The sequence below is a fragment of the Vibrio sp. 10N.286.49.E11 genome, from assembly GCF_041469505.1.
In the GTDB taxonomy this organism is placed as follows: domain Bacteria; phylum Pseudomonadota; class Gammaproteobacteria; order Enterobacterales; family Vibrionaceae; genus Vibrio; species Vibrio crassostreae_C.
The window spans coordinates 92,430-105,992 of sequence record NZ_JBFRKQ010000004.1 but is presented as its reverse complement, the minus strand read 5'-3'; the positions used below and the strand labels follow the sequence as shown (position 1 = coordinate 105,992).

The 13,563-nt window shown below is 44.6% G+C and carries 11 protein-coding genes and 1 pseudogene; 6 read left to right on the top strand and 6 right to left on the bottom strand.

What is annotated here, in order from left to right; genetic code table 11:
- Positions 1-4 precede the first annotated feature (4 nt).
- The gene (locus tag AB4167_RS01100; protein WP_029235520.1) at positions 5-793 is read right to left on the bottom strand and encodes a helix-turn-helix domain-containing protein; all 789 of its coding nucleotides are present in this window, start codon (positions 791-793) and stop codon (positions 5-7) included.
- Between the two features lie 98 nt (positions 794-891).
- Here AB4167_RS01100 and AB4167_RS01095 point away from each other — a divergent pair, with 98 nt between their 5' ends.
- The 4 genes and pseudogenes from AB4167_RS01095 (at position 892) to AB4167_RS01080 (ending at position 3,484) form a co-directional block, all read left to right on the top strand.
- The gene (locus AB4167_RS01095) at positions 892-1,785 is read left to right on the top strand and encodes a DMT family transporter (RefSeq protein WP_136981751.1); all 894 of its coding nucleotides are present in this window, start codon (positions 892-894) and stop codon (positions 1,783-1,785) included.
- A 48-nt stretch (positions 1,786-1,833) separates the two neighbouring features.
- A pseudogene (locus AB4167_RS01090) lies at positions 1,834-2,088 on the top strand (peptide ABC transporter substrate-binding protein); the annotation flags it as partial.
- 382 nt (positions 2,089-2,470) lie between these two features.
- A complete protein-coding gene (locus AB4167_RS01085; RefSeq protein WP_004737700.1) occupies positions 2,471-2,974 on the top strand; it encodes an acyl-CoA thioesterase in 504 nt (167 codons plus the stop codon).
- Between the two features lie 237 nt (positions 2,975-3,211).
- The gene (locus AB4167_RS01080; protein WP_019822928.1) at positions 3,212-3,484 is read left to right on the top strand and encodes a hypothetical protein; all 273 of its coding nucleotides are present in this window, start codon (positions 3,212-3,214) and stop codon (positions 3,482-3,484) included.
- Positions 3,485-4,045: 561 nt separating this feature from the next.
- Here AB4167_RS01080 and malG read toward each other — a convergent pair.
- The 3 genes from malG to malE form a co-directional block, all read right to left on the bottom strand.
- On the bottom strand, positions 4,046-4,936 hold the full coding sequence (gene malG / locus AB4167_RS01075; protein WP_017060050.1) for a maltose ABC transporter permease MalG: 891 nt from the start codon (positions 4,934-4,936) through the stop codon (positions 4,046-4,048).
- 11 nt (positions 4,937-4,947) lie between these two features.
- Complete coding sequence (malF, locus tag AB4167_RS01070) at positions 4,948-6,519, bottom strand: maltose ABC transporter permease MalF (RefSeq protein WP_017060049.1); 1,572 nt, start codon at positions 6,517-6,519, stop codon at positions 4,948-4,950.
- An 81-nt stretch (positions 6,520-6,600) separates the two neighbouring features.
- Positions 6,601-7,785: a maltose/maltodextrin ABC transporter substrate-binding protein MalE gene (gene malE / locus AB4167_RS01065; RefSeq protein WP_017067915.1), complete on the bottom strand. Its 1,185-nt coding sequence runs from the start codon at positions 7,783-7,785 to the stop codon at positions 6,601-6,603.
- Positions 7,786-8,449: 664 nt separating this feature from the next.
- On the opposite strand from malE, the gene malK reads away from it, so the two are divergent.
- Positions 8,450-9,562: a maltose/maltodextrin ABC transporter ATP-binding protein MalK gene (gene malK / locus AB4167_RS01060; RefSeq protein WP_017060047.1), complete on the top strand. Its 1,113-nt coding sequence runs from the start codon at positions 8,450-8,452 to the stop codon at positions 9,560-9,562.
- Positions 9,563-9,820: 258 nt separating this feature from the next.
- Here the strand turns inward: malK and AB4167_RS01055 are convergent, their stop codons facing one another.
- Both AB4167_RS01055 and AB4167_RS01050 read right to left on the bottom strand, forming a co-directional pair.
- Complete coding sequence (locus tag AB4167_RS01055; RefSeq protein WP_010431457.1) at positions 9,821-10,021, bottom strand: hypothetical protein; 201 nt, start codon at positions 10,019-10,021, stop codon at positions 9,821-9,823.
- Between the two features lie 208 nt (positions 10,022-10,229).
- Positions 10,230-12,146: a methyl-accepting chemotaxis protein gene (locus AB4167_RS01050; protein WP_065583801.1), complete on the bottom strand. Its 1,917-nt coding sequence runs from the start codon at positions 12,144-12,146 to the stop codon at positions 10,230-10,232.
- Positions 12,147-12,602: 456 nt separating this feature from the next.
- Between AB4167_RS01050 and AB4167_RS01045 the strand changes: the two genes are divergently transcribed.
- Positions 12,603-13,559, top strand: a complete 957-nt coding sequence (locus tag AB4167_RS01045) for an AAA family ATPase (protein ID WP_372135990.1) — start codon at positions 12,603-12,605, stop codon at positions 13,557-13,559.
- Positions 13,560-13,563 lie beyond the last annotated feature (4 nt).

Genomic DNA, 13,563 nt, shown 5'->3' with positions numbered 1-13,563 from the left:
CGAACTACAACAAACGGTTCTTATACTGCTCTGGCGTTTGGTTCGCGTAACGTTTGAACATGGTGATAAATGGGCTTGCTTGGTTATAGCCCAATGTAAGAGCGACCTCTTTGACCGATTGGCCGTTTCTCAACAAGTCCATTGAGTATAGGTAGCGCACACGCAGTCGCCACTCGGTAAAGCTCATTCCAAGCTCGGTCTGGCAGTGGCGAGAAAGGGTTCTTTCCGTGGTGTGGACACGTTCAGCCCAATCTTTCAGCGTCACTTCATCGGTTGGGTTCTCTTCAACAGAAGCCAATATAGGCGCTAGATACTTATTATCGGTTGAAGGCAAGAAGTGGTGTTCAACCTCACGCTGCGCAAGTTGGTCAAGCAGTACCTGAACGAGCCTTTGGTCTTGCTCGGTTTCCGCAACATTGATCCCACGATCGCGAAAATCATCGATAATAGAAGACACAATCGGCGTGATCTTTATAAGGCTGGTTTTATCTGGCAGGTGTTGCGTTAGCTCTGGGGCGATATTTAGCGAACAGTAGTCCAAAGGCTTACGGTTATAACTGCAATGCATCACCCCGGCCGGTACCCAAATCGCTAGATGTGGTGGCGCTAGAAATCGGGTGCTTTCCGCTTCCATCTCTAATATACCGCCACTGATCAATTGAACCTGTCCCCATGAGTGGCTATGAACTCGGGTTTCAGTGTTCGAAAGAAACGCTTCAAAATTCATAAATACATTGGATGGTGCCTTATCAATTAATAAGGATGGATGAAGGTTTCTGGAGTGTTTTTTCAAACTTGTCTTCCTATCGCGCTTAATGTCTTTCTAAAGATACTTGTAAGTATAACGACCTGTCAAACTAGCCGCACCAACTCATTCGCCACGGAATTCACATGCATTACCTATTACCATTTTTTACAGTCTGTATCTGGGGCGCCAATGCAATCGTCAACAAGCTTGCTGCAAGCACCATAGAACCTAGCGCAATGAGTTTTTACCGCTGGTTTTTTGCGATGTTAATTCTCACCCCTTTCTGTATTCGCCCAGTGATGAAACAGTGGGCTGTCATTAAGCCAAACTTATCGAAATTAGCGTTCCTCGGCTTTTTAGGCATGGTGTTGAATCAATCTCTAGGTTACTACGCCGGCTTAACCACAACCGCTTCCAACATGGCATTGATCACGTCTTTAGTCCCGTTGATCAGTGTATTTTTAAGCGTCCCTTTGCTGCACAAGTCGATTTCTAGTTTGAGTATTGTGGGTGGTGTATTGTCGCTGTCAGGCTTAGCCCTGATGTTAGGTAAAGGCGATCCGTTATTCTTCATGCATCAAGAATTGACTCAAGGCGATGGCTATATGCTAATTGCAGCCTTTGTTTATGCTTCGTACTGTGTACTACTGAAACGCTGGAAAATGCCAATCAGTAGCTGGGTGGTGATTTACATTCAGGGTCTGTTTGCTGTCGCGATGCTTACGCCACTTTGGCTTACCAGCAAACAGCTTTTACCACCACAACAAGCGCTCCCATTGATAGCTTACGCCGCGGTTGCCGCTTCAATTTTAGCGCCTTGGATGTGGGTGAAAGCGATTGACACCATTGGTGCTGACTCAAGCGCGATGTTCATGAACTTGCTTCCGGTTGTAGCGATCGTATTAGCCGCGACATGGCTTGGCGAAGAGATTAACCAGTTCCACATCATTGGTGGTGTGATGGTGATTTCAGGTGTCATCCTTGCTCAAATCAGAAGAAAACCAAGGCTTGAGGCTCCTCTCCCTCAACAAAGCTAAACGCATTACCCAACGCTCACATTAGGGTAAAAATTCAAACTCACGTTTCACACAGCAAATGAGAGTGGCTACTGTAATCCATACTATGATGAGCCCTTACAGCAAGCGAGTAAAACGGAAGATTAGTCTAAACGCTTTACTTTATATCAGCACGATGAGTCGTTACTCAACTATTCTTCAGCAGTTATACCTTTATATCATTACAATCACACTCGATTAGTGCGAAATACACTCAAAGGCTTCCCTAACAACAATCCGAAAGGAAATATCTACGCGAAGGATCTATACTTCATAAAAGAGTAAAAGTGAGCTGAAGAATAAATAGTTTTAACTACCACTTTAGTGGTAATTGCGATAAAGTCACTTTAACTAAACCAAACAAGCAACGGTTAGTTGGCAAACAATAAAAGGTACCGACATGAGTGCCTAAAGGCTTAGAAACACCTAGCATTACGCTAGGTGTTTTTTTTGCAATCTACCCTTTCTTTTAGCTTACTCTCGATTGTCTTTCCGTGTTTATCTCTCACCTTGAAACTCAATAACCATCAATATTCATCGGTTCGTCATCCGTTTGAAAAAAATAGTCTTAACCGTGAGATTATCCGCTTTAATTTCTATCATCTTATGTATATTGTTATTAGCAAGTAACAAGCATGTTATGCAGCATAATAATGAAGGAAGATAGATGAGCAGTAACAATAGCCGACAAGATGGTAAACGAGACGTTACTCTGCGTTTTTTAGCTGAACCCGGGGATGTGAACTTTGGTGGTAAAGTTCATGGTGGCGCAGCAATGAAATGGATCGATTTAGCAGCCTACGCTTGTTCCGCAGGTTGGAGCGGTAAATACTGTATAACAGCCTATGCAGGCGGAATTCGATTCGTTGCCCCAATTCATGTAGGCAACCTTGTGGAAGTAAGTGCAAAGGTCATTTACACAGGTTCATCTTCAATGCATATCGCTATCGACGTGCAAGCAAGCGACCCTAAAGAGCTCAATAACCGCCTAACAACTCACTGTATCGTTATTATGGTCGCTGTCGATGAGAATGGTAATCCGACTAAAGTGCCAGAGTGGATACCAGAGACGCCAGAAGACATCGAATTACGAGATTCGGCTATTCGCCTAATGAACATGCGAAAACAGATTGGTGAAGAGATGGAAGCTCACGTGAAGTACCTGAAATAAGGTCCACCAGCAGCCCTCCCCCTATAAAACTTTATTACAATGCCAAGCGCCTGCTTGGCATTGATCTATTTGATACCTTCGTGCTCTACACCGCCAAATCCGCTGCACACCCAATACAGACGATAAGAGCGTGATACCCAGCCAAAGGTTGAAATGAATCGGCACTTGTTCACTGATTTATTTTGACTGTAATAAAGTCGTCATTTTGCTCTGATTAAATACCGCCAATCATAATAGATGCATTTGAATTTCTTGGAGCCACTCTTGAGCGTCATACGCCCCACTCTTAGCGAGTCTACACTGAACAATTTAAAGGCTGTTGAGTACCAATGGGTTAGAACTTTGTACGTCGAAGGCTACGACAGCAATGAAATCAACCACTATATCCAAACGTGTTTCGGTGGAGATCCGACATTTGCCGATCTATTTCGTCGCGTGGCACTCGATCAAGAAAGTATCTATGTGTTGTTGCAACACTTAGGTTGTGCTCCTTCTAGTAAAGAGTTCTAACTTCTAAGTCCCACCAAAAACCAGAAGCATAAATAAACCTACCTCCATAACCCTCGTGAATGTCACTTGAATATTCTGTAACTACCTCTCGCTTACCCATACATTTTCAGTGCAATTTCAGGTTTTGTTGCATACAAATCATTGAAGTATCACGCATTGGAATATTCACAACATATCAATAGTACAACAGCCACTTATACTGAGTGTCTGATTTGTGAGACTAGTTCATTTCTACAAGTAACCAAAATGAAGTGGTCGGTATTTAGGAGAGAAGTAACTCGAAACTTTGGGTTTTAAAGTAGATATGAGCGCGATAGTTAACGAGTAACGCTGACACAAAAAACAAAAAGTAGCAGGCATAAAAAAACCCAAGTAAATACCTGGGTTAGAGTTACAAAAACCACTAATCATTAATAGCGTAAGGAACCTGATTAGTAGCCAGCTATGCGTAACCTGAGGGTTATTTTTATTACTGATCGGCGGCCAAACCAAATGATGTAATAAAAATGCCAATATAGAGCGACCTAACGGTCGCTCTTTTTCTTTCTTATAGAGTACAGCTTATCCTTTTACACCACCTGCCGTCAAACCACCAACTAACCAACGTTGAGCAAGTAAGAACACGATAGTAATCGGAAGTGCTGATAGTACAGCCGCTGCCGCAAAGTCACCCCATAGGTAGTTCTGAGGGTATAGGTACTGCTGCATACCTACTGCTAGCGTGTAAGAGTTCACATCTGTAAGTAGGATAGACGCTACTGGCACCTCACCCACTGTCGCGATGAAAGATAAGATAAACACAACCGCTAGGATTGGCACAGACAGCGGTAGTAGAACCAGTCTGAATGCTTGCCAAGGCGTTGCACCATCAAGGGCTGCTGCCTCTTCCAGAGAGTTATCAATCGTCTCAAAGTAACCCTTAATCGTCCATACGTGCAGTGCAATACCACCTAGGTAAGAGAAGATTAGACCACCGTGTGTGTTCAAGCCTAAGAACGGAATGTATTGACCAAGTTTGTCAAACAGCGCGTAGATTGCTACTAGAGCCAATACTGCTGGGAACATTTGGAAAATCATCATCGCTTTCAGGATTGTGTTCTTACCTTTAAAGCGCATACGAGCAAACGCGTAAGCCGATGTCGTAGACAGTGTCACAATCAGAATCGATGTGATACCTGCAACCTTCACTGAGTTCCATAACCAAGTTAGCACAGGGAACGGAGGTGACGTTACCGAGCCATCTGCGTTCGTTACTGACATACCCAATGCTAACTTCCAGTGTTCCAATGATGGGTTATCTGGAATCAAACTACCGGTTGCGAAGTTACCTTCACGGAACGAGATCGCGATGATCATCAGTAGTGGGAAGATAATCATTGCCAAGAAGCACCACAACACTGCATGCGTTGCCCACACTCGGTATTTAAGGCCTTTACCTTGTACCATAGCCATTGTCGTGCTCCTTAATCTTGAGACAGTTTAGTGAAACGAAGGTTTAGTAACGCTAGTGCACCAACCAATAGGAAGATAAGCGTTGCGATAGCACTTGCTAGACCGAAGTCTTGACCGCCGCCGCCTTCGAATGCAATTCGGTACGTGTAGCTTACAAGCAAGTCTGTGTAACCCGCTGGCTCAGAAGTACCAATCATGTTCGGGCCACCGTTCGTCAATAGTTGAATCATTACGAAGTTGTTGAAGTTAAAGGCAAACGCTGCAATCAATAGCGGTGTAAGCGGTTTAATCATCAATGGGAACGTAATGCGCTTGAAGTTATCAAGGAAGTTCGCACCATCGATTGCTGACGCTTCGTATAAATCATCAGGAATCGCTTTAAGCAGACCCATACATAGAATCATCATGTAAGGGAAACCTAGCCATGTGTTAACCATCAACACCATGGTTTTCGCTAAGATAGGGTCTGAGAACCAGTTCGGGCTTAAGCCGAAGATATTCTCGAGCACCATGTTGATCTCACCAAAGCTTTGGTTGAATAGACCCTTAAAGATAAGAATCGAGATAAACGCGGGTACGGCGTAAGGCAGAATCAGTAGAACACGATAAATAGAACGACCTTTCAACTCTTCCCATTGCACGATGTTAGCCAATACAAGGCCGATAACTAGCGTGAACGCTACGGTACATACCGAGAAGATAACCGTCCAAATAAAGATGCTGATAAACGGTTCTTTAATGCCGTCATCTTTCCATACACGCTCAAAGTTATGCGTACCAATGCTAACCACGAAACCTGGAGAGATGGTATTACCCGTAAACTCACCATTTGCATCAACAGGCTGGTAGAAACCCACATCCATATTTGGCTTGAGAACTTCACCCGTTTCATTGTTGATTAACGTTTCTTCATCGTCTTGTAGCGTGTAAAGCGGAGCAACAGAAGCAAACTTACGTAAGCCACTCATGCGGATGTCACCACCGTCAGGTAGATTGAAATCAACACCACTGATTGCTGCTCGGTTTTGAATGATCGCTTTGATCTTCTCTTTTTCACCTTGCGCAGACTCAATAACAGATAGGTCCATCTCTGTTTCTGTCATATTGTCTAGAGAAAATACGTCAGTCGCTAACAGTTGATCGCCATCTTTTACAACGATCTGGTGACCGTCATCTGTCTTGTACAAAGTAAATGGGTAGCTCTCACCGCTTTGGAAAGAACGGTCTAAAAGAACGGTTTGAGTGCGCTCTAGAGAAAGTTGGTTTTTCGCGCTGTAGTTAGTAAACGCAAGCCCTACGGTGTATGCCAATGGGAAAAGAATGAACAAGATCATTCCGGCAATACCTGGGTAAATATAACGGTGGGCGTAAGTTTTTTTACTACCAAAAATGTAAAGTGCCAAAGCCGTTAAGATCACTGTAAGCAGCGCAAAAGCGAGCTCACCGCGAGAATACATTAGAATTGTAGCGTAGCCGTTTATTAAGCCAACGCTACCAAGCAACCCCCATTTAATGAAGACGCTTTTACTGCCTGGAAGGCTTGATGGTGCTGGGATAGCATCTGTACCTTGAACTGACTGCATAGAGGAACCTGCTAGCGATATAGATAAAAAATAGAAAAGTAAGGAGAGGTTACCCTCTCCTTAAAAGGTAGTGCCTGGGTGTTACTTGACCATACGACCTTCAGCAGCTTTTAGTGCTTGGTCTACTGATTGACGGCCGTCAACTACGTTGCCGATCGCTTCTTCCATGCTGTACCAGAATGTTGTGAACTGAGGGATGTTAGGCATGATTTCACCGTTCATCGCGTTGTCCATTGTTGCTGCAATACGAGTATCGCTGTCTAGTTGACGTTGGAAAGAGTTAAGAGCAACAGCGCCTAGTGGCTTGTCGTCGTTCAGGCTCTTCATACCTTCATCTGTTAGTAGGTAGTTTTCCATGAACTCAACAGCTAGATCGCGGTTTGGAGACGCAGTGCTGATACCACCCGCCCATACACCAACGAAAGGTTTAGACGCTTTACCGTTGAACTTAGGTAGTGTTGTTACGCCGTAGTCTACGCCAGCTTTCTTGATGTTTTCCCAACCCCAAGGGCCGTTGATTGTCATTGCAACGTTACCTGCAACGAATTCAGACTCAGCTACTGAGTAATCCATGTCTGCAGAGATAACTTTGTCTTGTACCATCTTCTCGATGAAACCTAGAGACTTCTGAACACCTTCAGTCGCTACGCCCGCATCTTTAATGTCGTAACCTTCTGCAGTCTGTTTGAATGCGTAGCCGCCGTCAGCTGCAAGTAGAGGCCATGTGAAGTAAGCGCCGCCACGTAAAGGCCACATGATCGCTTTCTTGCCGTCTTTCTGAAGTTCAGCGTTAAGTGCTGGGATTTCTTCCCAAGACTTAGGTGGGTTAGGAACAAGTGCTTTGTTGTAAATTAGGGAAACTGACTCAACAGCAACAGGGTATGCGATTGTTTTACCCTCGTATGAAACAGCGTCCCATGCGAAGTCTACGATACCTTCTTTAGTCTCTTTAGAAGGTTTGATATCAACAAGAAGTCCCGCTTCTGCATAGCCGCCAAAACGGTCATGTGCGTAGAAGATCATGTCTGGGCCATCGCCAGCTGCTGCTACTTGAGGGAATTTTTCTTCTAGCTTGTCAGGGAAAGCGACGGTTACTTTAACACCAGTATCTTCTTCGAAGCGTTTACCTACTTCAGCCATGCCTTCATAAGCTTTGTCACCACCTACCCAGATTGTTAGTTGTCCTTCTTCGATAGCAGCATTTGCACCAAAAGAACCCAGAGCAACTATTGTACCTAGAGCTACAGCGCTTAGAGCGTTTTTCATGTGAATATCCTTTTTATATTTATACGTAGGGCACATCTACCAAGACGAGCCAGTTTTCGGAGGTTATGATCTGAGAAAACAGACCCTAGCTCATCATCCTAGCCACTACGCCCTAGCTATTATGGCTTAAATTCGTGATCGCCATCCGGTCAGATTAGAGACTGCAATCACAAAACGTATACTCATCGTGATCAACATCACCGTTACGTGGTGGATTTATTTGAACTGGATCGCCAATTATTAATAACCCCATTTATCTACTCCTCCCCTCCTACTCCCCCTAGTTAATTTTCCATTAGGAGGATGTACCCTTACGCCAATTCACCGAAACTGCATTCATCCAAGAGTGGATAGTAAGAACCCTTTACCGGCAAGTGTTATGCGTTGACGCATTATTCATTTAGTTGGCTTCACTGCCCGCTGGTGTCTTATATTAGCATCGAGCTAAATCTGTGATTGAATCACGGGGGAGGTTTAGCTGGATGTGGGGGAAATGGGCATCAGTTTGGCTATGACGGGTGGGCTTGGTTAAAGAAGCCAAGTCTCACCCACTTTTTTCTTACTCACTCAATACTTACCAATTCCTACAGTTACTGCTGACCCAAAAATTTCTTATAATGATAAGCAGTAAAACTTAAAATTTGATCGATCGAGGACAAGCTAGATGGCGAGTGTCACGTTAAAAAACGTTTATAAATCATATGGTGATGTACAGATTTCTAAGGACGTAACCTTAGACATCAACGAAGGTGAATTCGTAGTATTCGTTGGACCATCAGGTTGTGGTAAATCGACGCTATTACGTTGTATCGCAGGTCTAGAAGACATTACGTCTGGTGATTTGTACATTGGCGACCAACGCATGAATGACGTTGAACCGTCAAAGCGTGGCGTAGGTATGGTATTCCAGTCTTATGCGCTTTACCCTCACCTTAACCTATACGACAACATGTCTTTCGGTCTTAAGCTAGCAAACGCAAATAAAGCTGAGATCGACAAACGCGTTGAACATGCTGCAGAAATCCTTCAGCTTGGTCACCTTCTTGAGCGCCAACCTAAAGCGCTTTCTGGTGGTCAACGTCAACGTGTTGCGATTGGTCGTACTCTGGTTTCTCAACCAAACGTATTCCTACTTGATGAGCCTTTATCAAACCTAGATGCCGCGCTACGTGTTCAAATGCGTTCGCAAATCACCAAGCTACAGCGTCAACTGGGTTGTACCATGATCTACGTTACCCACGACCAAGTGGAAGCGATGACAATGGCGGATAAGATCGTTGTTCTGGATGGTGGTTATGTATCTCAAGTCGGTAAGCCGCTTGACCTTTACCACTACCCTCAAAACCGTTTCGTTGCTGGCTTTATTGGCTCACCGAAGATGAACTTCATGTCGGTACACATTGAACAAGCTGAAGCAGAACGCGTATTGGTACAACTTTCTAATGGCATGACTTTCTGGATCCCTGTTGATGGTACGACTGTCAATGCTGGCGATCGTATGTCTCTGGGTATTCGCCCTGAACACTTGATGTCTGCTGAATCAGGTGACGCGACGATTGAAGCTGACGTGATGATGGTAGAGAAACTAGGTAACGAAACTCAGGTTTACCTAAACCTTGAAAGTGCCGATGCTGATGTTATCTATCGCCAGCCAGACACGTTGAAAATCGAATCAGGTGACAAGTTGGCGATTGGTATTCCAGCGCACCGTTGTCACCTGTTCCACAGCGATGGCCGCGCATGTCGTCGTTTGTACAAAGAATACGGCACAGACTAATCGCTTAGCCTTTTAGGATATAACTTGCCCATATCGAATCCCTCTTACTCAGTAAGGGGGATTTTTTTATGTGCTGGATATTTTTATGTGTTGGATACGAGTTTCACTTACATTGAATAGTTCATGAGTCAGCCACTCGGTCTTTCGCTAGCGGCAATAAAAAAGGTCTAGCAAGCGCTAGACCTTTATCTGTTAGTTAGGCTATGAACCCAACCGCTAATATCACTTCTTTCAGACATGAAACCTGTCTAAATCAACTTAGTGAATTGGCGTATCATTCTGTTTGTTGAACTGGCCAAAATGCTTCTCTAACACTTCAGGAGTCAGTTTGCCTTCCGCTTCTAGTCGCTTAAACTCAGCAACAATTGCTTTTTGCTCTTCAAGTGATGGCAGTTTCACCTCAGGCTCATCGCCCATCTCTTGAGTCATCTGCTCTAGTTCTTTTTCAAAATCGCTCATGATACTTACCTAAATATTAAACCTAACCAGATTTTACTCATTTACGCCCTATGATGCTAGGGCGATTGAGTGCAAAGCCCGAAACCAGATCAAGCGAACGTCAGTTAGAAGAAAACAAGCCCGTAAATAAAAAGAGCTGAATTCACGATGAAATGAATCCAGCTCTTCGTCTATATCCCTTTCTAAGCCATGTTACAGCTTGAAAGAATTAAAGCTTAAATAAACCAACCATCTTATCTAGACGAGACGATAGATCACGAAGCTCTTGGCTCGCTTCAGCAAGTTGCTCAGCCGTGCTCGTTGTCACTTCGTTGATTGCGTTAATCTCTTCAATGTTCTGGTTGATGGTGTGAACTACGGTTGATTGCTCTTCCGTTGCCGTTGCCACTTGAGTGTTACGGTCTGTGATATCAACGATACGGTCTGAAATGCCACTCAGCACGTCTACCGCTTCATCCGAAGCCGATACACCTTCAAGGGTAATCACCTTACCCGCACTCATTGCCGTTACCGCATCTTTAGCATCGCTTTGCAGTTGGTTGATCATCTTTTGAATCTCTTCCGTTGAATCTGCGGTACGGCTTGCTAGGTTACGTACTTCATCCGCTACAACCGCAAAACCACGACCTTGCTCACCAGCACGGGCGGCTTCAATTGCAGCGTTTAATGCGAGTAAGTTAGTTTGCTCTGAAATATCACGAATAACACCCAGAATAGAACCGATGTCTTGAGTTGTAGAAGCCAGTTGCTCTACTACCTGACCCGTGCTTTCAATATCTTGCGCCAAACGACTGATCGCGTCTTTTGCTTTGTTCACCACAGAGCGGCCTACTTCCGTATTGCCTGAAGCTTGAGTTGCCGTTTCTGCTGCGGTTGCCGCGTTCGATGCAATCTCGCTGATGGTCATACCCATTTGGTTAATTGCAGCCACCACTTGAAGCGTTTGGTCGCGCTGTTCTTGGCTGTTGTCGTGGGTGATGTGGGCTTTGCTAGAAACACTCTCTGCCGCCACTTGAAGCGCTTGGCTTGTCGAACACACCTCTTTCATCGACTCGTGAATCTTTTCAATGAATCCGTTGAAGCCTTTTGAAAGCTGTGCAATTTCATCGTTGCCTTTCACTTCGATACGCTGTGCAAGGTCACCGTCGCCTTCACCTAAGTCGCCGAAACGCTTAGCCAAAAGCTTGATCGGTTGAGTAATGCTGTTCGCCAGAACTACGCCCATTAGGATAAAGACTAACGCCACAACCGCAGTCATGATCAGCATCTTCTGCGCAGTCGCATCAAGCTCAGCAAACACTTCACCGGTTGGTACCACACCAATAACGAACCAGTCCATTGAAGACACATACAAGCTCGCCACGAACAGCTCTTGGCCTTGGCTTTCTGTAGTAATCAGGTTGAAGCCCGACTTGTTCAGTAGTTGGCTTGCTTGAGGACCGTAAAGTTGTTGAAGTGAAGAGTCACTGCGAGAACGCTCGCGATGAATTTGAACATCACCTTGGCTATCGGTTAAGAAGACAAAACCAGTATTTTCAATCTTGAAACCGTTCAGCAGGTTAACCATGTCATCCATCGACTTTGATAGACCAGACATAGCCAAACCAGAAGGCTGTTGGTAGTTAGCAAACATCTTCACTTCGCCATTGGCTTCTTGGAACATGCTCACCATGGTCGGCTGTCCAGATTGCGTAAAGCCAAAGAACCAACCATCTTGCTGTTGGTTTAACTGACGTAGGAAGCCATTTTGGTTCCAGTAGTAAGCAGTTTGACGGTTCGCCACTGAGGCATCGTTCAACTGATACTGGTTACGAACATTGTTCAGCTGTTTCACCAGTTTATTTTCTAGTGCGGGATCGCGATCGGTCGATTCGATAGCATCAGAAATAAATTCATTTGAAGCAATTTGCTCCGCCGCTAGTAATAGCTGAGAGACTTCTCGGTCAATTTCACCATTGATTCGCTCTAGCATTCCTGGAAGTTCAATATCGATCAATCGATGACTTAATACATCTCTTGCTTGTTGTTGTGCCATTGCGCCGACAATCACTGTCGATGCAAGAACCGCAAAGGTAATTCCAAGTACAACTTTTTGCTTGATACTCAGAGAGTTAGTTTTAAACATATTTGGACCTTTAAAAAGAATCGCTCGTTATTGGTATACCCTGAACAGGACTTTTTTAGTGCACTCCAACAAGCAATGCACAATCTGAGTGATGTATCGGCCACAACCAATAAAACTAGAGACTTTCTTCTCAAAAAACTGCAAATATGATGTAACAATTAGAAATATTCACCTTGAGCATGAATTAACTAAGCAAATACCGCATTGTCGAGAGTCAATTTTAGTTCTCACCCCCTGAGACCCAACCGAACTCAAACCACTCCCCACCGCCGAGCTTTTGTATATAAAAACCAATTGATATAGTAATAATCACAACCTAACGATGTTTTTAGCTAACCACTTGTAAATATTTCCAATTTTGAAAAAATAAATTACGCAAATGTACTGGAACTTTTTCCTCGAAATCAGTGACCAATACTCAAAATAAAAATCAAATGGATACCCAGAGAGTCCAAAATGCACAAAACAAATTTCGAAGTCCTTCAAAACTATCTAGAGTCTCAAATCATTGGTCAAAAAGAGCTCGTTAAGCAACTGATGATCGCCCTTTTAGCAGATGGTCATATCCTCGTTGAAGGACCTCCCGGCTTAGCAAAAACTCGCGCAGTAAAATCATTGGCTGATTGTGTTGAGGGTCACTTCCACCGCATTCAATTCACTCCCGATCTATTGCCTGCCGACCTAACTGGTACCGATATTTTCCGTCCAGAAACGGGAGAGTTCACCTTCCAATCTGGCCCGATTTTTAACTCGTTAATTCTAGCGGATGAGATCAACCGTGCTCCTGCGAAAGTTCAAGCGGCAATGCTGGAAGCAATGGCAGAGAAACAAGTAACTGCCGGTCGAAAAACCTATGCGCTGCCTGAGTTGTTCTTGGTAATGGCAACACAGAACCCAATTGAACAAGAAGGGACTTACCCGCTACCGGAAGCTCAGTTAGACCGATTCTTGCTTCACCTAGAGGTTGAATACCCAGATATGGAAAGCGAGCTTGAGATCTTACGACTCAACCGTGGTGAGGCTCAAGGTAACGAATCAGCTCAGCCACAACAGATATCTCAGCAAACGATCTTTGAAGCGCGCCAAGAAGTACTCAACATTCACATGGCAGACACCATTGAGCAATACATCATCAGATTGGTAATGGCGACTCGCCAACCTAAACAATACAGCGAACAACTTGATCAATGGTTAGACATGGGTGTCAGCCCGCGTGCAACCATCGCGTTAGACCGTTGTGCCCGCGCTCACGCTTGGCTTGCAGGACGAGATTACGTCACGCCACAAGACGTTCAAGCGATGGCATTCCCTGTGTTACGCCACCGTCTACTGCGCAGCTACCACGCACAAGCTGAAGGTGTCACCGCAAACCAAGTGATCGCACACCTTATTTCATTGGTTGGCAGCGCATAGGGAT

Excerpts from the sequence above, each read along its gene's own strand:
- AB4167_RS01095 (WP_136981751.1), top strand. The coding sequence starts at position 892 with ATGCATTACCTATTACCATTTTTTACAGTCTGTATCTGGGGCGCCAAT.
- AB4167_RS01085 (WP_004737700.1), top strand. The coding sequence starts at position 2,471 with ATGAGCAGTAACAATAGCCGACAAGATGGTAAACGAGACGTTACTCTG.
- AB4167_RS01080 (WP_019822928.1), top strand. The coding sequence starts at position 3,212 with ATGCATTTGAATTTCTTGGAGCCACTCTTGAGCGTCATACGCCCCACT.
- malG (WP_017060050.1), bottom strand. The coding sequence starts at position 4,936 with ATGGCTATGGTACAAGGTAAAGGCCTTAAATACCGAGTGTGGGCAACG.
- malF (WP_017060049.1), bottom strand. The coding sequence starts at position 6,519 with ATGCAGTCAGTTCAAGGTACAGATGCTATCCCAGCACCATCAAGCCTT.
- malE (WP_017067915.1), bottom strand. The coding sequence starts at position 7,785 with ATGAAAAACGCTCTAAGCGCTGTAGCTCTAGGTACAATAGTTGCTCTG.
- malK (WP_017060047.1), top strand. The coding sequence starts at position 8,450 with ATGGCGAGTGTCACGTTAAAAAACGTTTATAAATCATATGGTGATGTA.
- AB4167_RS01055 (WP_010431457.1), bottom strand. The coding sequence starts at position 10,021 with ATGAGCGATTTTGAAAAAGAACTAGAGCAGATGACTCAAGAGATGGGC.
- AB4167_RS01050 (WP_065583801.1), bottom strand. The coding sequence starts at position 12,146 with ATGTTTAAAACTAACTCTCTGAGTATCAAGCAAAAAGTTGTACTTGGA.
- AB4167_RS01045 (WP_372135990.1), top strand. The coding sequence starts at position 12,603 with ATGCACAAAACAAATTTCGAAGTCCTTCAAAACTATCTAGAGTCTCAA.